Source organism: Acinetobacter sp. ANC 3903, from assembly GCF_002135315.1.
Classification (GTDB): Bacteria; Pseudomonadota; Gammaproteobacteria; order Pseudomonadales; family Moraxellaceae; genus Acinetobacter.
In genome coordinates this window covers 1-22,050 of the sequence record NZ_NEGA01000008.1, presented here as the reverse complement: position 1 = coordinate 22,050, position 22,050 = coordinate 1, and the positions used below count along the sequence as shown (strand labels likewise).

Here is a 22,050-nt window from a genome sequence, read left to right as displayed (position 1 = left end):
CTAGCGGCGTTTGTACCCAGAGGTAATTTGAAATGGCTAAGAAGATTGACGGCTATATCAAGCTGCAAGTTCCAGCTGGTAAAGCGAATCCATCTCCACCGATTGGTCCTGCACTAGGTCAACGTGGTGTTAACATCATGGCATTCTGTAAAGAATTCAATGCTGCTACACAAAAAGTTGAACAAGGTCTTCCAATTCCTGTAGTGATTACTGTGTACAACGACAAGTCGTTCACATTCATCATGAAAACTCCACCTGCTGCGATTCTTCTTAAGAAAGCTGCTGGTATTGCTAAGGGTTCAGCTGTACCTAACAAAACTAAAGTTGGTAAGTTGACTCGCGCTCAATTAGAAGAAATTGCGACTACTAAAGAACCAGATTTAACTGGTGCTGATTTAGACGCACGTGTACGTACCATTGCTGGTTCTGCGCGTTCTATGGGCTTGGAAGTGGAGCTATAAGACATGGCTAAATTAACTAAACGTCAAAAAGCCATTGCTGCTGCTATTGAAGCAAACAAAGTTTACACTTTGGAAGAAGCAGTGCAAGTTCTTAACAGCCTACCTGCTGCTAAATTCAAAGAATCTTTGGATGTGGCTGTAAATCTAGGTGTTGACCCACGTAAATCTGATCAGGTTGTTCGTGGCGCGACTACACTTCCTGCAGGTACTGGTAAAACTGTACGTGTTGCTGTATTTGCTCAAGGCGCTGCTGCTGAAGCTGCTAAAGCTGAAGGCGCAGACATCGTTGGTTTTGATGATCTTGCTGAGAGTATCCAAGCGGGTAACCTTGACTTTGACGTGGTAATTGCTGCACCTGACGCTATGCGTGTTGTGGGTAAATTAGGTACGATTCTTGGTCCACGTGGCTTAATGCCTAACCCTAAAGTGGGTACTGTAACTCCTGACGTTGCTACTGCAGTTAAAAATGCAAAAGCTGGTCAAGCACGTTACCGTGTAGACAAAGCGGGTATCATCCACGCTGCGATTGGTCAAGTAGGTTTTACTGCTGAAGCTATTCGTTCAAACGTTGAAGCGCTTATCGTTGACCTTAAGAAGGCAAAACCTGCGACTTCTAAAGGTATTTACGTTCAAAAGATCACTCTAAGCTCAACTATGGGCCCGGGTCTTGTTGTTGACGTAGCAAACATTTCTAAATAAGTCTCGACTTATTTAACAGAATTTTAAAGTCCTGAGTAAAAATCAAAGCGCTGCTTTGATTTTTACGCAAGAAACGCTCCGTCGTATTTTGCGAACTTAGGCAAACTTTGAATTGATAAATATTTGTTTATCAGCGTCAAAGACCTCGGGCGAGGGGAGTTCTTCGGAGCTCGCTTCTTAAAAGTCCAGTCCGAGTAGACGCGGTGGTGTGATTTGTTCATCCTCCGCGTGTAAATTTAGCAATAAATTTACGAATTGGGAGTGTACTCGTTGGAGTGCATAAATCACCGTTAGGAGGTTTTACAATGGCTCTTCTTATCGAAGGCAAAAAACAGATCGTAGCTGAAGTAACTGAAGTTGCTTCTACTGCATTTGCTGCTGTTGTTGCTGACTACCAAGGTTTAACTGTTGAGCAATTAACTGCTCTTCGTGTTGAAGCTCGTAAGTTAGGTGTTGCTACACGCGTTGTACGTAATACTTTGGCTAAACGCGCTCTTCAAGATACTCAATTCAATATCTTGAACGACAACCTTGTTGGCCCAACAATCTTGGCTTTCTCAACTTCTGAAGACGACATGGGCGCAGCTGCTCGCTTGTTCGAAGAATTTGCTAAAACTAACAAAGCATTTGAACTTAAAGCTGCTGCATTTGACGGCAAACTTTATCAAGGTGCTGAAGTTAGCGTTATCGCGAATCTTCCGAACCAAGAGAAAGCACTTACTATGCTTGCCAATGTTCTTCAAGCTCCTATTTCGAAATTGGGCCGCTTACTTACAGCGCTTCAAGAGAAAAACGAGTCAGAAGCTGCATAAGCTTAAATCTATTTTCACACCATTCAATACCCATTTGGAGTTACTCTCATGGCTTTAACAAACGAAGAAATCTTAAACGCAGTTGCTGAAAAAACTGTTCTTGAACTTGTTGAACTTATTTCTGCTTTCGAAGAAAAATTCAACGTATCTGCTGCTGCTGTAGCTGTTGCTGCAGGTCCTGCTGCTGCTGCTGTTGAAGAACAAACTGAATTCAACGTTGAGTTGACTTCTTTCGGTGCTAACAAAGTTGCTGTAATTAAAGCAGTTCGTGAAATCACTGGTCTTGGCTTGAAAGAAGCTAAAGACATGGTTGAAGGCGCTCCTTCAGTTCTTAAAGAAGGCGTTTCTAAAGAAGAAGCTGAAGAACTTAAGAAAAAACTTGAAGAAACTGGTGCTACAGTTACTGTTAAGTAATTTCGATCGGGGTCTAATTTTAAATTGACCCCAAAAAATGGCTGATGGCTCTTGGGTCATCAGCCTTTTTGCGTTACAATTATCGGCTCGATTTTTGTTTGATTGATGTAAAAAACATCAATTACTATAATAAATCAATAATATCAAATGCTTATCAATATTTTTTATATTTGAAAATATTGCTAAGCGTTTTAATACCACTAAAAATTGCAGCATTTGTAAAAAGTGGTGGCCATATCGGCCTGTGTAATTCCTTCTAGGCTCGTTCTGCAGGCGAGCTTAGTTTACTTTCCGAGGACTCCAGATGGCATACTCATATACCGAAAAGAAACGGATCCGTAAGAATTTTGGTAAATTGCCTAGCGTCATGAATGCTCCGTACTTGCTCGCGATTCAGGTCGACTCGTACCGAACATTCTTACAAGATGGCAAAACACCAAAAAACCGCGAAGATATCGGTCTCCAAGCCGCATTTCGTTCAGTTTTTCCTATTGAAAGTTATTCTGGCAATGCTGCTTTAGAATTTGTTGAGTATAGTCTTGGTAAGCCTGAGTTTGACGTGCGTGAATGTATTTTACGCGGTTCAACTTATGCAGCACCAATGCGTGTGAAAATTCGTCTGATCATTAAAGATCGCGAAACGAAATCAATTAAAGACGTACGTGAACAAGAAGTGTACATGGGTGAAATGCCACTCATGACTGAAAACGGTACTTTTGTAATCAATGGTACTGAGCGTGTAATCGTATCTCAATTACACCGTTCACCAGGTGTGTTCTTTGACCACGATAAAGGCAAAACACATTCTAGCGGTAAAGTTCTTTATTCTGCACGTATCATTCCTTACCGTGGTTCATGGTTGGATTTTGAATTCGATGCCAAAGACCTTGTCTATGTTCGTATTGACCGTCGTCGTAAATTGCTTGCGACTGTGGTGCTTCGTGCGTTGGGTTATAGCAACGAACACATCCTGGATATGTTCTACGAAAAAGTACCTGTGTATCTTGACATGGGTAGCTATCAAATTGACCTTGTACCAGAACGTCTGCGTGGCGAAATGGCACAATTCGATATCGTTGATAAAGACGGTAAAGCAATTGTTGAACAAGGCAAACGTATTAACGCGCGTCACGTACGTCAAATGGAAGCAGCGGGCCTTGAAAAACTTTCTGTTCCTGATGAGTACTTGTACGAACGTATCACTGCTGAAGACATCGCTCTAAAAGACGGTGATGTTATTGCTGCAAACACAGTATTGAGCCATGAGATCATGGTGAAGATTGCAGAAGGCGGTGTTAAACAGTTCAATATTCTGTTCACCAATGACATCGATCGAGGATCGTTCATTGCTGACTCATTACGTGCTGATACCACGACCGGTCGTGAAGAAGCACTGGTAGAAATCTACAAAGTAATGCGTCCAGGTGAGCCACCAACTAAAGAAGCTGCTGAAAACTTATTCAACAACTTATTCTTCTCTTCTGAACGTTATGACTTGTCTCCAGTAGGTCGTATGAAGTTCAACCGTCGTTTGGGTCGTCCTTACGAAGTAGGTACAGACCAGAAGTCACGTGAAGTTGAAGGTATTCTTTCGAACGAAGATATCACTGATGTATTAAAAACATTGGTTGAAATCCGTAACGGTAAAGGTGAAGTCGACGATATCGATCACTTGGGTAACCGTCGTGTTCGTTCTGTTGGTGAAATGACAGAAAACCAATTCCGTGTTGGTCTTGTTCGTGTTGAACGTGCTGTTAAAGAACGTTTAAGCCAAGCTGAAACTGACAACTTGTCTCCGCAAGATTTAATCAATGCGAAACCAGTTGCTGCTGCAATCAAAGAATTCTTTGGTTCAAGTCAGTTGTCTCAGTTCATGGACCAAAACAACCCGTTGTCTGAAATTACACATAAACGTCGTGTATCAGCGCTTGGGCCTGGTGGTTTAACACGTGAACGTGCGGGCTTCGAAGTACGTGACGTACATCAAACTCATTACGGTCGTGTTTGTCCAATTGAGACTCCTGAGGGTCCAAACATTGGTTTGATCAACTCATTGTCTGTTTACGCAAAATGTAACAACTTCGGTTTCTTGGAAACTCCATACCGTAAAGTTGTTGATGGTCGTGTAACAGATGACGTTGAATATCTTTCTGCAATTGAAGAAGTAGGTACTGTAATTGCACAGGCCGATTCTGCAATTGATAAAGAAGGTAACTTAACAGAAGAATTTGTTTCTGTACGTCACCAAGGTGATTTCGTACGTATGCCTCCTGAAAAAGTGACGCATATGGACGTATCTGCTCAACAGGTTGTATCTGTTGCTGCATCACTTATTCCATTCCTTGAACACGATGATGCCAACCGTGCATTGATGGGTTCAAACATGCAACGTCAGGCAGTACCTACGTTGATCGCTGACAAGCCACTTGTTGGTACAGGTATGGAAGCTAACGTAGCGCACGACTCAGGTGTATGTGTTCTTGCTAAACGTGGTGGTCGTATCGAGTTTGTTGATGCTTCTCGTGTGGTTATTCGTGTTAACGAAGAAGAGATGATCGCGGGTGAAGCAGGTGTAGATATCTACAACCTGATCAAATATACACGTTCTAACCAAAACACTTGTATCAACCAAAAAGTTCTAGTGAAACTTGGTGATAAAGTGGGTCGTGGTGACGTTCTTGCGGATGGTCCATCTACAGATGGCGGTGAATTGGCACTTGGTCAAAACATGCGCGTAGCGTTCATGACTTGGAACGGTTACAACTACGAAGACTCGATCTTATTATCTGAGCGTGTTCTTCAAGAAGACCGTTTAACCTCGATTCACATTCAAGAATTGTCATGTGTGGCTCGTGATACCAAGTTAGGTGCAGAAGAAATTACTGCCGATATTCCTAACGTTGGTGAAGCTGCACTTTCTAAACTTGACGAATCAGGTATCGTTTACATCGGTGCTGAAGTAACTGCGGGCGACATCTTGGTAGGTAAAGTAACGCCTAAAGGTGAAACGCAATTAACACCAGAAGAAAAATTGCTTCGTGCAATCTTCGGTGAAAAAGCGGCTGACGTTAAAGACTCATCTTTACGCGTGTCTTCAGGTGTTAAAGGTACTGTTATTGACGTTCAAGTGTTTACACGTGATGGTCTTGAAAAAGACGAACGTGCTCAAGCAATTGAAAAAGCTCAGCTTGATGCTTACCGTAAAGACTTGAAAGAAGAATTCAAAATCTTCGAAGAAGCAGCACGTGAACGTATCGTTCGTTTGTTGAAAGGTCAAGAATCTAACGGTGGCGGCACAACTAAACGTGGCGATAAATTAACTGAAGATTTATTGGCTGGTTTAGAGCTTGTTGATTTGTTGGATATCCAGCCTGTTGATGAAGCAATCGCTGAACGTTTAACTCAAATTCAAGTGTTCTTGAAAGAGAAGAGCTTCGAAATTGACGAGAAATTTGCTGAGAAAAAACGCAAACTTTCTACAGGTGACGAATTAACAACTGGCGTATTGAAAGTTGTTAAGGTTTACCTGGCAGTTAAACGTCGCATCCAACCGGGTGATAAGATGGCGGGTCGTCACGGTAACAAAGGTGTTGTATCAAACATCTTACCGGTAGAAGACATGCCACACGATGCTAACGGTGTACCGGTTGATATCGTGTTAAACCCACTGGGTGTACCTTCACGTATGAACGTGGGGCAGATTCTTGAAACTCACTTGGGTATGGCGGCAAAAGGTCTTGGCGATAAAATCGACAAGATGCTGCAAGAACAGCGTACTATTGCTGAACTGCGTATCTTCTTAGACAAGATTTATAACAAAGTCGGTGGCGAGCAAGAAGATCTTGATAGCCTGACTGATGATGAAATCCTGGTGCTTTCTAAAAACTTGCGCAAAGGTATTCCTCTTGCAACTCCTGTATTTGATGGTGCTGATGAAAGCCAAATCAAAGAGTTACTTGAACTTGCAGACATTCCACGTTCTGGTCAAACCGTATTGTTTGACGGACGTACAGGTGAACGTTTTGACCGTCCGGTAACTGTAGGTTACATGTACATGCTCAAACTGAACCACTTGGTTGATGACAAGATGCATGCACGTTCTACAGGTTCTTACTCTCTAGTAACGCAACAACCATTGGGCGGTAAAGCTCAATTCGGTGGTCAGCGTTTCGGTGAGATGGAAGTCTGGGCGCTTGAAGCATATGGTGCAGCTTATACGCTCCAAGAAATGCTTACTGTTAAGTCGGATGACGTTGAAGGCCGTACTCGTATCTACAAAAACATTGTAGATGGTAACCATTATATGGACCCAGGTATGCCTGAATCGTTCAACGTATTGACCAAAGAGATCCGTTCTTTAGGTATCAACATTGAACTGAAAAATGGTGACTAAGAAATTTCCCCCGGCCCCTCTTTTCTAAAGAGGGGAGAAAGTCCCCCTTTATTAAGGGGGATTTAGGGGGATTTTTTGAGATTCCCGAATTTCAGTAAAAAACAATATTTGTGACCCAGTCGAGAAAGTGAAAATCTTCCCGACACACGGAGAAAAAAATTGAAAGACTTGCTCGATATCATGCGCAAAAAGACGGATTCAGACGGTCATGCTCCTGTAGAGTTTGACCGCATCCGTATTGGTCTTGCGTCACCAGAAATGATTAAGTCATGGTCTCATGGTGAAGTTAAAAAACCTGAGACAATTAACTACCGTACGTTCAAACCTGAACGTGATGGTTTGTTCTGTGCCAAAATCTTTGGTCCAGTAAAAGATTATGAATGCTTGTGTGGTAAATACAAGCGTATGAAATACAAAGGCGTCATTTGTGAAAAATGTGGCGTTGAAGTAACAACTGCGAAAGTTCGTCGTGAACGTATGGGTCACATTGAGCTTGCTTCTCCAGTTGCACACATCTGGTTCTTGAAATCATTACCGTCTCGTATCGGTCTTCTTTTAGACATGACTTTACGTGACATCGAACGCGTATTGTATTTTGAATCTTACGTGGTCACTGACCCGGGTATGACTCCAATGGAGAAATACCAGCTTCTTAACGATGAAGAATACTTCACAGCGTTAGAAGAACACGGTGATGAATTTACTGCAAAAATGGGTGCAGAAGCGATTCAAGACTTGTTGAAAGATATCGATCTTGAAAACGAAATTTCACGCCTGCGTGAAGAAATTCCAAACACAACTTCAGAAACCAAGCTGAAAAAAGCGTCTAAACGTTTGAAGTTGATGGAAGCGTTCAAAGAGTCAAACAACAAGCCAGAATGGATGGTATTAACTGTATTGCCAGTTCTTCCACCAGATCTTCGTCCGTTGGTTCCTCTTGAAGGTGGTCGTTTCGCGACTTCTGACTTGAACGATCTTTACCGTCGTGTGATTAACCGTAACAACCGTTTGAAACGTCTTCTTGACCTTGCTGCTCCAGACATTATCGTACGTAACGAAAAACGTATGTTGCAAGAGTCTGTAGATGCATTGTTAGATAACGGTCGTCGTGGTCGCGCAATCACAGGTTCGAACAAACGTCCTCTTAAATCTTTGGCCGACATGATCAAAGGTAAACAAGGTCGTTTCCGTCAAAACTTATTGGGTAAACGTGTCGACTATTCAGGTCGTTCGGTTATTACAGTAGGTCCGACTTTACGTTTGCACCAATGTGGTCTTCCTAAGAAAATGGCACTTGAATTGTTCAAGCCATTCATCTTTGCGAAACTACAAGCATCTGGTCAAGCTACAACCATTAAAGCTGCGAAGAAAATGGTTGAACGCGAAACGCCGGAAGTTTGGGACGTTCTTGCTCACGTGATCCGTCAACATCCAGTCATGTTGAACCGTGCGCCAACACTTCACCGTTTGGGTCTTCAAGCATTTGAACCGACCCTGATTGAAGGTAAAGCGATCCGTCTACACCCACTCGTATGTGCTGCGTTCAACGCCGACTTCGATGGTGACCAAATGGCGGTACACGTACCATTAACACTTGAAGCTCAGTTAGAAGCTCGTGCGTTAATGATGTCGACCAATAACATCTTGTCTCCAGCCAACGGTGAACCAATCATCGTACCGTCTCAGGACGTTGTCTTGGGCTTGTATTACATCACGCGTGATGCAATCAATGCCAAAGGTGAAGGCATGGTGTTTGCGGATACTGATGAAGTAAACCGCGCATTGGCGACTGGTCAAGTGAATTTACACGCTCGCGTAAAAGCACGTGTACACCAGACTGTAATTGATGAAGATGGTAACCGCGAACAGCAAACCATTATTGTTGATACGACTCCAGGTCGTTGCTTACTTTGGGAAGTTGTTCCTGAAGGTATGGACTTCCAGCAAATTAACGTTGAGATGACCAAAAAGAACATCTCTAAGTTAATCAACTCTTGCTACCGTAAATTGGGTCTGAAAGATACCGTTATCTTTGCTGACCAGTTGATGTACTTGGGCTTCCGTCAAGCAACTCGCTCTGGTGTATCTGTTGGTATGGAAGACATGCTGATTCCACCAACCAAATATACGATTATCGAAAAAGCAGAAACTGAAGTTCGCGAAATTGAACAACAGTTTGAACAAGGTTTCGTAACTGCCGGTGAACGTTATAACAAGGTTGTCGATATCTGGGCACGTACTAACGACCAGGTAGCGAAAGCGATGATGGACAACTTGTCTTTCACCACTGTTAAAAACAAACAGGGTGAAGACGAGAAACAAAAATCATTCAACTCGATCTACATGATGTCTGACTCGGGTGCCCGTGGTTCGGCAGCTCAGATTCGTCAGTTGGCGGGTATGCGTGGTTTGATGGCGAAACCGGATGGTTCGATCATTGAAACCCCGATTAAAGCGAACTTCCGTGAAGGTTTGACGGTACTTCAGTACTTCATTTCAACACATGGTGCGCGTAAAGGTTTGGCCGATACAGCACTTAAAACAGCGAACTCTGGTTACTTGACTCGTCGTCTGGTAGACGTAGCGCAGGATTTGGTTATTACCGAGCCTGATTGCGGTACTTTAGGCGGTCTGGTCATGACTCCGTTCATTCAAGGTGGCGATGTCATCGAGAATCTGGGTGCTCGAGTATTGGGTCGTGTTGTTGCTGAAGACGTGAAACGTGCTGGTTCTGATGAAGTCATTCTTCCACGTAACACTTTAATCGACGAAAAAATTGCTGCCTTCCTTGAAGAAGCAGGTGTCGATGAAGTTAAAGTACGTTCAGTTGTAAACTGTGAATCTACATTTGGCGTATGTGCGAAGTGTTATGGTCGTGACCTTGCTCGCGGTCACTTGGTTAACCCAGGTGAATCTGTGGGTGTAATGGCTGCTCAATCAATTGGTGAGCCAGGTACACAGTTAACCATGCGTACGTTCCACGTGGGTGGTGCTGCGAGTCGAACTTCTGCTGCAAACAGCGTACAAGTTCGTAACAAAGGTACAGTACGTTTCCACAACGTGAAAACAGTACAACATGCCAAAGGTCACCTGGTATCGACTTCACGTTCAGGTGAAATCGGTATTGCGGATGATTTAGGTCGTGAACGCGAACGCTATAAACTTCCTTACGGTGCATCTATCTTGTTGAAAGATGGTGAAGCTGTTGAAGCAGGCGGTATCGTAGCGACTTGGGATCCACATACACATCCATTGGTTACAGAAGTTGCCGGTAAAGTACGTTTCAGCCAGATCGCTGATGGCGTAACTGTGACATCGAAAACTGATGATGCCACAGGTATGACCACGATCGAAATCTTGCCAGTGACTTCACGTCCTGCGTCAGGTAAAGATTTGCGTCCAGCGGTTGTATTGGATACCACTGATGGTGGCGAACAGTTCTACTTCTTGCCACAAAATACCATTCTTTCTGTCCGTGATGGCGAAACGATTGGTGTCGGTGACGTTATTGGTCGTGTACCACAAGAAACTTCACGTACCCGTGATATTACCGGTGGTCTTCCACGCGTAGCTGACTTGTTCGAAGCACGTAAACCGAAAGAGCATGCAATTCTTGCTGAAATTTCTGGTGTTGTAAGCTTCGGTAAAGAGACTAAAGGTAAGAACCGTCTTGTGATTACTCCGGATGACGGCTCTGAGATTTACGAAGAGCTTATTCCGAAATGGCGTACCATCAACGTGTTCGAAGGCGAGCATGTGAACCGTGGTGAAACCATTTCTGATGGTCCGCAAAATCCACACGACATCTTACGCTTGAAAGGTGAAGTGGCGTTGACTAACTACATCGTGAACGAAGTTCAGGACGTATACCGTCTGCAAGGTGTAAAAATCAACGATAAACACATCGAAGTGATCGTGCGTCAAATGTTGCGTAAAGTCGACATTACTGACGGTGGCGATACAAGCTTCATCAAAGGCGAACAAGTGGATTACATCCGTGTTATGAGTGAGAACCAAGCCGTTCTTGCACAGAACAAGTTCCCTGCGAAGTTTGAACGTCAATTGATGGGTATTACCAAAGCATCGCTTTCTACTGACTCGTTCATCTCTGCTGCATCGTTCCAGGAAACAACTCGTGTGTTAACTGAAGCGGCTGTAACAGGCAAAGAAGATGATCTACGTGGCTTGAAAGAAAACGTTGTTGTGGGTCGTTTGATTCCAGCGGGTACTGGTCTTGCTTACCACTTGGAACGTCGTCGTCAAGAAGCAGAAGCTGCAGAACATGCACTTGTGAATGACTTCTCTGATGTAGACCAAGCATTAAGCCAGGCATTCAGCGATGAGTTTAACGGTCTGTAATTAGTCCTTTAAACTAGTCAAAAAAGAGCCACCTTCGGGTGGCTTTTTTTATGCATTCCATTTGAGGGCATATTCCGGAATTTGAGAAAAATAGGATTTTAAATAGTGCTCACATAATTTACAGGCTAAATGAGCTCTCTTCAGCTTGTCCCAATGGTCAATTAATGGGTTTGTATAAATTGATTCACGGCTTGCGTGTATGGATTATTTTTTCCCAGCGATTTATTGATTTCAATATGTGAAAGGGGGATAGGCAATAGCTGGGCTTTAGTCCCTAATTTCTGTGCTTGTTGAATAAATTGCTGTGCCTGAGTGCAAGGTTGGTCGGCACGAATGGTCGAACAAACAGCCAGAAATGCAGGTAAAGCTTGGTGGAGTTGTGATGTGGGAGAAAGGGCTTTCCAGTTTAAGGGCTGATCACCGAAGGCACGATCATAAAAACGTGCATGCGGAGACCGCATAATTTTCTCTACATTATAAGCGGCGCTGTCTAAAGCAATCGTAGCACGCCAAGGCTGAGGCTGTGATACCAGCCAAAGGGGACGTGTTGTTAATAAGCTGACTAAATGTGCACCAGAGGAATGTCCCATGAGGACTAAGCGCTTAGAGTCAGCATGCCAATGATGAGCTTGATTTTGAATATAAATGAGTGCTTCAGCGATATCTTGTGTTTGTTGTTGTAATGACACATCAGGAAGTAATCTATAGTTGATGGAAATAAAAATCCAATCTTGTTTGTTCCAATAATCAATTTTATTTTTTACTACAGCAGCATTATTTTTATCACCTATGGTCCAAGCCCCGCCATGGACCATAACGATGAGCGGGGCTGGCTTTTCATCTGTTAGAGGTTGGGCTGGAAAATATACATCCATCACTTGCTGAGGGTGCTGTCCATAAGGAATATTTTTCAAAGATTTAGCTTTAGTCAGGGCATTCGTATCGAAATCATTGGGATATGCTGATGGATTGAAGCAAAGCAATGTCAATATCGATAAAACAAGGTTTTTCATCCTGACTCTCCTGCAACTTTAAGTACTACAGCATTTTAAAATTTTTGTTATAAGCTAATTGATCGCTTGGAATACTTTTCTTTGAAATTCTTTTAGCTTGAAAATATGTAATTCAACATAGGGTATTTATACAACAGCAAGAATGCCGAATTGTTTATGTTAGGCAAATAAAGCCTGCATTGATTTAATACCTTAACAAGATCAATCGTATCTACATTGATGATGAGCCATCAGTGAGGGATCATTTAGAAAAAATGTATCTTGCTCCTAAAGCCAAAGATAAAAAACGGTATTTGACTATGTTCAGGTATTCCAATGATACAAAAGGGCGGTGTGATTGTGTCCACCTCAAAAATTGAATTGAATACTACTATAAAGCAAGAAGGCAAGGTCCTTTCTCAAACCAAAAAAATTGATCCAGAAGATGTTGAGTTTAAATCCGGACAAGCCCCAATTCATCGTACCTTAAAGCTGGATCAGAAAAAGAATTTAGGCCAAAACACTAAAACTTCACATACTGTTTTGACCGAAAATGGAATAATCACCAAAGATATTGTGGTGCTCAGTGAAGACGAGAAAGCTCCAATAAAAAAGCCCTGAAATTTTTAGGGCTTTTTACAAAACGCTGCATTTTAACTGTAATGGGTAACATTTTAGGGTCATTGCTTCCACAAAATAGGCATAATCTAAAAGAATGAAAAAAGGAGAGAAATCCCATGAAAAAGTTAATGAGCGTGATGGCAATGGCAACCTTGTCAACTTTTATGCTGGTGGGTTGTGATTCGATGTCTCCAAGAGATCAACGTATTGGCGCGGCTGCATTGGGTGGTGCCGTTGGTGGTGGAGTAGGGAATAAAGTGGGTGGTGGCCTTGGTGCAGCAGTTGGTGGTGGTGCCGGCGCAGCAGTCGGTAGTAAGACCCAAGGGGGTTCTAACCGTAATGCTACTTATAGCGGTATAGGCGGTGCCATTGGTTCTGCTGTGGGTAAAGGCGTGTTTGGTGGTAATGCCGGAGCTGCGATTGGTGGAGCGATTGGTGGCGGTGCAGGTGCTGCAATCGAACAGAAAAAACGTTAATTAACGTTTAGAATTTAAATAAAAGCGCTTGTTGATCAGGCGCTTTTTATCATTTAGGGCTGGCCTTTGGTTTTTTGCGGCGGATGTATACCGTTTTTTGTACCTCGGCAATACGTACGCCTGCTTCATCAAAAATATTTACACTATAGTTTCGGTATACCGGCGCATGATTTTCAGTCAGCTGCTTAATCTGATCAATCTCTGTGGAATCTAGACGAATATCGGCATAGACCGTACCACGGCCTGGAGACAGAAATTGTATAGATGCCGATTTATCCCAAACAATATATTTTGAACCCAGATGATGCATCAAAATCAGCATATAAAAAGGATCGACCATCGAATATAAGCTGCCACCAAAATGTACCCCGACCACATTTTGATTTTTACGCGTTAACGGCATTTTGATGCGAATATGAGAATTCGCCAGATCGACCTTATCAATCTCAATCCCTGCACCGCGGTAAGGTGCATAGCGATTTAATAAAAATTTAGAAATGGCAGGAATTGTCTGTAGTTTTTTTAAAAGGCTCATTTTGGTCAATTGTTTTTTTATGGCTTCAGAACATACTAAAACAGAATGATCAGGGTGGCATTGATCGCATTGCCCAGACTCTGCAATAAATAGTCAATAAAAGAATAGGATAATAATACATGCAAGCTCAAACACAATGGGTTGCCACCTCGGATCAGCAGCGTCTTTATGTCAAAACCTGGGGCAATGAGGCAAAACCGGCTTTAGTTCTGGTCCATGGTTATCCCGATAATCAGGAAGTTTGGGAGCCGGTGATTCAGCAGTTGATCCAGGATTTTTATGTGCTGACTTATGATGTACGCGGTGCCGGGAAATCATCCATTCCAAAACGAATTCGTGACTATGGTTTGGCACAGTTGTCGCTCGATTTAGAAAGTGTGGTCAATACTGTGTTGGGTGATCGGGCATTTCATCTGGCAGCTCATGATTGGGGTTCAATCCAGTCTTGGGAATCGGTGACTGAAGCCGGATTTAGCCACAGGATTTTGTCTTATACCACCATTTCTGGCCCCTGTTTAGATCATGCTGCTTTTTGGATGCGTCAGCAATTTAAACAAAATAAGCCCAAATTTTTCAAACAACTGGCTAAATCCTGGTATATCGCTGTTTTTCAGTTGCCATTGCTTGCCCCAACAGTCTGGCATTTTTTTAGCGTTGAAAAATGGGGCAAAGTTTTGCAGCAGCTAGAACATCAAAAAGACTTGCCTAGCAATACTCATATTGCTTCTGATGGAAAGCATGGTGTCGGGCTATATCGTGCCAATTTCCTTCCACGTTTAAGCATGCCACGTCGACGTTTTGCCATTTGTCCGGTACAAGCCATCGTGCTGAAACAGGACAATTTTGTCAGTCCTGAACTGATTGATGAAGTGCCAAAATGGGCGGAAAATTTTCAACGCGTTGAGGTGGATGCCAATCACTGGGCGATTTTAAGTCAAGCCGAGTTAGTCGCAGAATATATTAAAGCATTTGCCTTAAAAAATAATTGAATAGAGATTCTTTATTTAAATTTTAATTAAAATCAATAATTTGATAGTTTATTGCTAAGCCGATTTATTTACAGTTTCAAAAGAGCGAATCTGATAAAATAACGGCTTTTTTATCTTCCTCAAAATTCCCATGAATGCAGTAGTAATTGCGATTGCCGTGATGTTTATACTTTCACTGGCACGAGTTTCTGTTGTCTTGACTTTGGTCATTTCAGCAATTATTGGTGGCCTGGTTGCAGGGCTAAGTTTGTCAGATACTGTAACCGCATTTAATGCGGGGCTAGGTGATGGGGCGGAGGTTGCCTTGGCTTATGCGGTATTGGGTGCCTTTGCTTTAGCCTTGTCAAAATCAGGCTTGCCTGATCTTTTAGCACATAAACTGATTGGTTTGCTGGGTGCGGAAGCCACGCATCAAAAAACCAGAAAAGTAAAATATTTACTGTTAAGCATTTTACTCATTGCAGCCATTTTCTCTCAAAACCTTATTCCTGTGCATATTGCCTTTATTCCGGTACTGGTTCCACCTTTACTTAAAGTGATGAATCACATGAATCTGGACCGTCGTGCGGCAGCATGCGTACTGACCATGGGTCTAGTCGGAACTTATATTTTCCTACCAGTCGGTTTTGGTTCAATTTTCCTTGAACAAATTTTGATGGGCAATATCAATAAAATTGGTGCAGCCTATGACTTGCATGTCGATCGCTGGATGATGCCGATGGGGATGGCCATTCCGGTTATTGGCATGCTGATTGGTACATTGACTGCCGTATTTTTCAGCTATCGCAAACCACGTCATTATATTGATCGTGCGGTTGCCCGTGTGACCACCATCGATCTGGACAAGCCAATTCGTGCGGGCGAAGTGAGTCTGCAAGCGGATGCCGAAGAACTCAAACACGAAGCTGAACAAGCACCAATTATCGCGAAAAAAACCATCCTGATGGCACTACTCGCGATTTCCTTGACTTTGGTTGCCCAGCTGTATTCAGGTTCCATGATCTTGGGTGGACTGGTCGGTTTTGCGGTGCTGTCTGCTGCGGGTATCTTCAAATGGCAAGAGGCTGATGATGTCTTTGTTCAAGGCATGCGCATGATGGCATTGGTCGGCTTCATTATGATTTCTGCGGCTGGTTTTGCTTCGGTGATGACGCATACTGGTGACATCAATAGTTTGGTGAATGGGGTAGTACATCTGATTGGTGACAATAAAGCCTTGGCTGCCTTCCTGATGCTGTTTATTGGTTTGTTTGTGACCATTGGGATTGGTTCATCATTCTCCAGTGTACCGGTATTGGCGGTAATTTACGTACCGCTTTGCGTCCAATTCGGTTTCTCTCCATTGGCCACTGTGGCACTGATTGGTACCGCTGCAGCACTGGGTGATGCCGGTTCTCCAGCTTCAGATTCAACTTTAGGTCCAACAGCTGGTCTGGGTGTGGATGGTCAGCATGATCATATTTGGGATACGGTGGTTCCGACTTTTATCCATTTTAATATTCCATTATTGGTATTTGGCTGGATTGCAGCAATGGTACTTTAATTGAATTTTTAATTCATTTTATTGCTAATTTTAAAATATGTATTTAAAATAAATGTTATTAAATAATTAATATAATAAAACCAAGCAATATACTTGGAATATAATCATTAATCTGATTGGCTTGGTTGGTATTTAAAACCAACCAAGCTGGTCAGTTTAAAATAAATAACCAATATTTTCAATAGTTTAAAAATAAATGAAATTTAAAATAATTAATGGCTATTGCATATTAATAATAGGCGTGTTTATTATTAATTAATGTTTGAAAATTACTGTTATTATTCTTCCATAGGGGTTTAAAAATGTTAAAACAAGTTGCTCTTATCGCGTTAATGGGGATGTCTGCTTCTGCGATGGCAGGTCAGTGGCAGGTTAAAGTAGGTGGTTCTGTAGTTGCTCCAACAGAAGATACAGCAGTGGCTGGCGTAGGCGTTGTTCAAGCTGACAATGAATATGCGTTCACCCCTTCTGTGGAATATTTTTTCAATGACAATATTTCGACTGAATTACTTCTTGCAGCGCCAATTAGCCATGATGTAACACTCGATGGTGTTAATGCGGTTAAAATTAAACATTTACCGCCTACATTAACAGTGAAATATAACTTTAAAAACTCAACTGGCTTCACACCATACATTGGGGTTGGTGGTACAGCATTTGTTGCTTGGGATGAAAGCGAACGTGGTCCTTTAACTGGTACTGACGTTAAGGTTAAAGAGGACTTTGGTTTTGCAGGTCAAGTTGGATTTAACTTTAAACCAGCTGATGCGAAAAACTGGGGTGTATTTGCTGACGTACGTTATGCACAAATTAGTCCTGAAGTGACAGTTAAAGCAGGCGATACTACTGTTGCTCAATTTGACTTGGATATTGATCCACTTGTTTACACCATTGGTTATAGCTACAAATTCTAAAACCAAAACTAAAACTAAAATAACAAATCAGCGTCAAAATCCCCATCTCTGATGGGGATCTTTTTATTTACTTATTCAGTCACAATAAATCACACAAATTGAGCAGTTTAGTTCTGTTTAATCATTAAAAATGCGTTTAAGTTAATCGTCTACAATAAGCTAAAAGAGTAAGAAGAATCATGAAATTATTCACTTTATGTGGTGCAGTCTTTTTTAGTTTTTTGATGGGTTCTGCATCTGCTGCCAGTTTTAATTGTGACAAGGCACGTACTGCAACAGAACATGCAATTTGTGATCATCGCGCTATTAATGATGCGGATGTCAAAATGGCCACCACCTACCAGATGATTAAACGTTTGGTACCGATGGGAACACGTGGGATCATTCAGGATGAACAAGTCAAATGGTTACAGTTGCGCGATCAATGTGGCAATTCAAGCCGTTGTTTAACTGAAGTTTATAAAATGCGCCAACAAAAACTGGATCTGTATATGGAACGGGTCTATCAACAGGGTCCTTTTTAAGAAAAATTTATTTAGTCCTATTGAAAATTCGCTAACTCACTCCATTCATTAAGCATCCAATAAAAACTGTGTAATGAATTTAAGGAGTGATTTATGAGTGAACATAGCGCACAAAAACATAGTTTCCAGGCCGAAGTAGCACAGCTATTACATTTAGTGACGCATTCTCTCTATTCAAACCCTGAAATTTTCCTGCGAGAACTGATCTCGAATGCTTCGGATGCCTGCGATAAGCTGCGTTTTGAAGGGATTAATCATCCTGAATATTATGAGAATGACCCTGACTTGCATGTACGTGTCAGCCTGAATAAAGAGAATAAAACCCTCACCATTTCTGATAATGGTATTGGCTTAACCCAACAGGAAGCCATTGATAACTTGGGTACCATTGCCAAATCAGGTACCAAAGACTTTATGTCTAAACTGTCTGGCGATCAAAAGTCAGATGCGCAATTGATTGGCCAGTTTGGTGTCGGGTTTTATTCAGGCTTTATTGTTGCTGAAAAAATTACCGTAGAATCACGTCATGCAGCTGCCGATACCACTGACGCAGTACGCTGGATCAGTACCGGTACCGGTGATTTCGAAGTTGAACAAATCAATAAGGCTTCACGTGGAACAGATATCATTTTGCATTTGCGTGACAATGCCCTTGAGTATTTAGAATCTTATAAAGTTAAGCAAATTATCAATAAATACTCTGACCACATCAGCTTGCCGATTGAAATGCAGAAAGAAATCTGGCAGCAAGAAGAAGCTGCTGAAGGTGAACAAGCCAAGTCTGGTGAATACGTTAAAACTGACGAATGGGAAGCGATTAACTCTGCCAGCGCACTCTGGACCCGCAATAAAAACGAGATCACTGAAGATCAATATATCGAGTTCTACAAGAATCTCAGCCATGACTTTGATGCGCCTTTGGCCTGGACGCATAACCGTGTAGAAGGCAGTACCGAATACACCCAGTTGCTGTATGTGCCAAGCAAGGCACCTGGAAACCTCTTTACCCGTGAAGCCAAAGCCGGCATCAAGCTGTATGTCAAACGCGTGTTTATTATGGATGAAGCAGATGACCTGATTCCAAACTATTTGCGTTTTGTGCAAGGGGTGGTGGATAGTGCCGATCTTCCCCTCAATGTTAGCCGTGAATTGCTGCAAGAAAGCCGTGATGTCAAAACCATTCGTGAAGGAAATGCCCGCCGTGTGCTGACCATGCTGGATGGTCTGGCAAAATCTGAAGATGAACAGGATCAGGAAAAATTCAAAACTTTCTATGCTGAATTTGGTTCAGTACTTAAGGAAGGCTTGGGTGAAGACTTGGGTAACCGTGAACGTATTTTAAAATTATTACGTTTCTCGACTTCAAGCAATGATGAAGTTTCCACTTCATTGAGCGATTATAAGGCACGCATGAAAGAAGGTCAGAAGGCCATTTATTACGTAACTGCTGATAGTCTGGCTGCTGCAAAAAATTCTCCGCAGCTGGAATTATTTAAGAAAAAAGGTATTGAAGTGCTGTTAATGGCAGACCATGTAGATGAGTGGGCAATGGAATTTGTGCACGAGTTTGATGGTATACCTATGCAAAACGTGTCTAAAGGTGCCGTGGACTTGGGTGATCTGCAGGATGCTGAAGAGAAGAAAGCACTGGAAGCAGCAGCTGAACAGTTTAAACCTGTCGTGGATAAGCTTTCAGATGCACTCAAGGCCAAAACCCAACAAGTGCGGGTGACTACGCGTCTGGTCGATTCGCCTGCATGTTTGGTGACAGGTGAAGGTGAACTTTCGCCACAATTGATTCGTATGTTGAAACAAGCCGGTCAGGTTGTTCCTGAGTCGAAACCGATCCTGGAAATTAATCCGGAACATCCTTTGGTGAAAAAGCTGGAAGGATCGAACCAGTTTGATGATTTGGCCAATGTGATTTTTGACCAGGCCGTGATTGCCGAGGGTGGTCTACCGGAAGATCCTGCTGCCTATGTTAAGCGTATCAATAGTTTATTGTTGAAATAAGTACGCTTTGCTGTGCAATAAAAAACCTCCTTCGGGAGGTTTTTTATTGCAGGAAAATATAAATCATTGTTGTTCAATTTCTGGAACTGACCTGCCTAGAACAATGCTTCTAGGCGCACTGATGCGCCCAGGAAATGACTCCGGTTTTCACGCTGGTCATTGAGATAGTTCAAATCGCCCTGTAGAAAAAACCATTCACGCACGAAAGGTTGTCGCCATGAAATATAGGGTCCCCAACTGTTCAGGCGGAGGTCATTATTATTATAAAAACCGCCAGTATAGAGGCCATAGGCAAAACGGTTATTATGGAAAAACTGGTGCTGTCTAAACAGATAATTATCCCAGCTTAAGTCATCAACTTGTTGATCCGCATAGGTCAGGCTGAACTGATTGGACAGAAATGCCTGATTCGGATGAGAGTGTGAGAGTTCCAGATTGGTTCTTAAGTAGTTATCACTCTGAATCCCATAGCGGTAAATCTGTTCAGCACGGAATCTGAAATCATTTTCCAGTTGCCAGTCTCTGGAAGCCTTTAGCCGTAAATAAATATCATCTCCTGAACGGACCCCTAAATCCAGATCGGTCTCAAAAGGAAGACGCTTGGAAAAATCAGACCAACGCAGGGCTAAAGAGCTGTTACTTTCTCGCGTCCGTTCACTGTCTAAAGCTTTACTACTGCTGCTATCCGGGTTTTCATCGGTAATGGCGATATTATTTTTCAGTTCGTTATCCAGAGAGTCATCACCAAATATTAGGCTGACTTTACGTTCTAAGGTCGGAAGTTTAATTTTTCCACGAAGACGCGGCTTAATTTCATAACCATCATGTTTATTCCAGCTGTTATCGATAATCAGGCGGAGGGTTGCTGAAGCTGGATCATTCGGATCGGTTTCTCCAAACCAGTTATCAATTTTATGTGAGCTACGGTCGGTCCAATTCCGGATTTCATATTGTTTACGATCTAGCCAGCTTTGCTTTTCAGTGGCTTGTATGGGAGGAACAATCACTGCATCCGACTGTTGCGGTAAAACTGTCGGCATCGCATCAATCAGGCTTGGAATCTGATAGAGCAAATTAGAATTTTTTTCTGTTTCTGTTGCGATACGCTTTGGTTGATTAGCCCCGGTTTCAGCTAAGTTTGACCAGCTGACAGTAGACATTAATCCAGAGATCAACACACATAAGAGGGGTTTTAATATAGATAATTGTTTTTGCTGCATATCCTTGCTCTTATATTATCTGATGCTGTCTAGTCTGTTAAAAATACAGACTAAAAAGCAAGCTTTGGCTACAAAAAATAAAAACTTAATCTGAAATATGTTTTTGAATCTCTTTATATAATTCCCGGCAATCGATTGGAGGCTTGAATTGGGCAATAATCATCTGAATCATTTGCCAGCTAATTCCATGATGGCGTTCTAATAAAAAATAAGGATAAGCCGATTCAGTCTGTGAGAGGGCTAAACGTTTTTGCCCATGAATGATGCGTATTTTTTGCCGTTCTTTGAGTAAAAGTAGCGGAGTATGAATATTGGCAGCACTTTCTTCAAACTGAATAATTTTTTGGGTCTGAAGCAGTTGTGCAGGAATAAACGGAATATAGTTTTCATCATTCCAGATACAAACAGCCTTATGGATATAGGCATCAAACAGCGATTCAATGTCGGTAAAACGATCGGCCAAGTCTACCCAGAAAATCTGCTTAATTGCAGCCATGGCATGCTGGGAAGGAGCATTAAATAATTGCATTAACCGAATGGCCTGCATCTGGTCTTCTGCACCCAATAAAGCCAGATATTTAATAAAATGACCTTGCTGGCTAATCTGTTCTGCCAGATAAATCGGGCGTTGTTGCCAGTTTTCTATGTCTGCCCCATACAACAGTAAATCTACATGCTGGTAAAGTTCAGGCAGGTCAGAAATGTCTAAACTGTATAGCTGTTGTAGCGAAGTATCTTCGCTATGCAGCAAATGCAGATGCGCTACGTATTGATTAAGTTTCAGAGTTTCGGGAACATCCTTTATTGCAGGGGATTGATCTGCCGGATTTTTTGTATCCGTCTCAGCGAGAGGAGAATCAGCAATGAGCTCTGCTACGAAAGCAGGCTGCTGGCTTTGCTGCATAGATGCATCAGTTGCTGTCTGATCTTGCTTTGCATCAACCTCCGCTATGAATAGCTCACTCGGATTTGATGCTTTATTTAGAGCAATGATTTGAAGTTCATCAGCAGATACGGTTAGATTTGTCTCGGTCTCGGTCTCGGTCTCGGTCTCGGTCTCGGTCTCGGTCTCGGTCTCGGTCTCG

Annotated in this window: 16 protein-coding genes and 1 pseudogene; 13 read left to right on the top strand and 4 right to left on the bottom strand. The window is 42.4% G+C overall.

The window, feature by feature from the left end:
• The first annotated feature begins 32 nt into the window (after nucleotides 1–32).
• The 6 genes from rplK to rpoC all read left to right on the top strand — a co-directional run bounded on the left by rplK (nucleotide 33) and on the right by rpoC (nucleotide 11,138).
• Nucleotides 33–461 (top strand): 50S ribosomal protein L11, encoded by a 429-nt coding sequence (gene rplK, locus B9T29_RS07630; protein WP_086175350.1) that lies wholly within the window; start codon nucleotides 33–35, stop codon nucleotides 459–461.
• Between the two features lie 3 nt (nucleotides 462–464).
• Nucleotides 465–1,160, top strand: a complete 696-nt coding sequence (rplA, locus tag B9T29_RS07625; RefSeq protein ID WP_086175349.1) for a 50S ribosomal protein L1 — start codon at nucleotides 465–467, stop codon at nucleotides 1,158–1,160.
• Nucleotides 1,161–1,465: 305 nt separating this feature from the next.
• Nucleotides 1,466–1,972, top strand: a complete 507-nt coding sequence (gene rplJ, locus B9T29_RS07620; RefSeq protein ID WP_086175348.1) for a 50S ribosomal protein L10 — start codon at nucleotides 1,466–1,468, stop codon at nucleotides 1,970–1,972.
• Nucleotides 1,973–2,020: 48 nt separating this feature from the next.
• A complete protein-coding gene (gene rplL, locus B9T29_RS07615) occupies nucleotides 2,021–2,386 on the top strand; it encodes a 50S ribosomal protein L7/L12 (protein ID WP_086175347.1) in 366 nt (121 codons plus the stop codon).
• A gap of 304 nt (nucleotides 2,387–2,690) precedes the next feature.
• Nucleotides 2,691–6,779, top strand: coding sequence for a DNA-directed RNA polymerase subunit beta (gene rpoB, locus B9T29_RS07610; protein WP_086175346.1), 4,089 nt, complete (start codon nucleotides 2,691–2,693; stop codon nucleotides 6,777–6,779).
• A 159-nt stretch (nucleotides 6,780–6,938) separates the two neighbouring features.
• Nucleotides 6,939–11,138, top strand: a complete 4,200-nt coding sequence (gene rpoC / locus B9T29_RS07605; RefSeq protein ID WP_086175345.1) for a DNA-directed RNA polymerase subunit beta' — start codon at nucleotides 6,939–6,941, stop codon at nucleotides 11,136–11,138.
• A 161-nt stretch (nucleotides 11,139–11,299) separates the two neighbouring features.
• On the opposite strand, the gene B9T29_RS07600 is transcribed toward rpoC, so the two are convergent.
• Nucleotides 11,300–12,151 (bottom strand): alpha/beta hydrolase, encoded by an 852-nt coding sequence (locus B9T29_RS07600; RefSeq protein WP_086175344.1) that lies wholly within the window; start codon nucleotides 12,149–12,151, stop codon nucleotides 11,300–11,302.
• A 339-nt stretch (nucleotides 12,152–12,490) separates the two neighbouring features.
• Between B9T29_RS07600 and B9T29_RS07595 the strand changes: the two genes are divergently transcribed.
• Together B9T29_RS07595 and B9T29_RS07590 are read left to right on the top strand one after the other, a co-directional pair.
• Nucleotides 12,491–12,751, top strand: coding sequence for a hypothetical protein (locus B9T29_RS07595; RefSeq protein WP_143223875.1), 261 nt, complete (start codon nucleotides 12,491–12,493; stop codon nucleotides 12,749–12,751).
• Between the two features lie 116 nt (nucleotides 12,752–12,867).
• Entirely contained in the window at nucleotides 12,868–13,227 is a 360-nt protein-coding gene (locus B9T29_RS07590) for a DNA transfer protein p32 (protein WP_086175342.1), read from the top strand.
• 49 nt (nucleotides 13,228–13,276) lie between these two features.
• Here B9T29_RS07590 and B9T29_RS07585 read toward each other — a convergent pair whose 3' ends face one another.
• Nucleotides 13,277–13,762 (bottom strand): DUF4442 domain-containing protein, encoded by a 486-nt coding sequence (locus B9T29_RS07585; RefSeq protein ID WP_086175341.1) that lies wholly within the window; start codon nucleotides 13,760–13,762, stop codon nucleotides 13,277–13,279.
• Between the two features lie 119 nt (nucleotides 13,763–13,881).
• Between B9T29_RS07585 and B9T29_RS07580 the strand changes: the two genes are divergently transcribed.
• The 5 genes from B9T29_RS07580 to htpG all read left to right on the top strand — a co-directional run bounded on the left by B9T29_RS07580 (nucleotide 13,882) and on the right by htpG (nucleotide 19,745).
• Nucleotides 13,882–14,751, top strand: coding sequence for an alpha/beta fold hydrolase (locus B9T29_RS07580; protein WP_086175340.1), 870 nt, complete (start codon nucleotides 13,882–13,884; stop codon nucleotides 14,749–14,751).
• A gap of 130 nt (nucleotides 14,752–14,881) precedes the next feature.
• Nucleotides 14,882–16,294 carry a Na+/H+ antiporter family protein gene (locus B9T29_RS07575; protein WP_086175339.1) on the top strand — a complete coding sequence of 471 codons (1,413 nt, stop codon included), beginning with the start codon at nucleotides 14,882–14,884 and terminating at the stop codon, nucleotides 16,292–16,294.
• Nucleotides 16,295–16,596: 302 nt separating this feature from the next.
• A complete protein-coding gene (locus B9T29_RS07570) occupies nucleotides 16,597–17,208 on the top strand; it encodes an OmpW/AlkL family protein (RefSeq protein ID WP_086175338.1) in 612 nt (203 codons plus the stop codon).
• Between the two features lie 179 nt (nucleotides 17,209–17,387).
• On the top strand, nucleotides 17,388–17,732 hold the full coding sequence (locus tag B9T29_RS07565) for a lysozyme inhibitor LprI family protein (RefSeq protein WP_086175337.1): 345 nt from the start codon (nucleotides 17,388–17,390) through the stop codon (nucleotides 17,730–17,732).
• A 93-nt stretch (nucleotides 17,733–17,825) separates the two neighbouring features.
• Nucleotides 17,826–19,745, top strand: a complete 1,920-nt coding sequence (gene htpG / locus B9T29_RS07560; protein ID WP_086175336.1) for a molecular chaperone HtpG — start codon at nucleotides 17,826–17,828, stop codon at nucleotides 19,743–19,745.
• Between the two features lie 95 nt (nucleotides 19,746–19,840).
• Here htpG and B9T29_RS07555 read toward each other — a convergent pair whose 3' ends face one another.
• Both B9T29_RS07555 and B9T29_RS16275 read right to left on the bottom strand, forming a co-directional pair.
• Nucleotides 19,841–20,905: a hypothetical protein gene (locus B9T29_RS07555; RefSeq protein WP_416202481.1), complete on the bottom strand. Its 1,065-nt coding sequence runs from the start codon at nucleotides 20,903–20,905 to the stop codon at nucleotides 19,841–19,843.
• A 145-nt stretch (nucleotides 20,906–21,050) separates the two neighbouring features.
• Nucleotides 21,051–22,050, bottom strand: a pseudogene (locus B9T29_RS16275) (hypothetical protein); the annotation flags it as partial.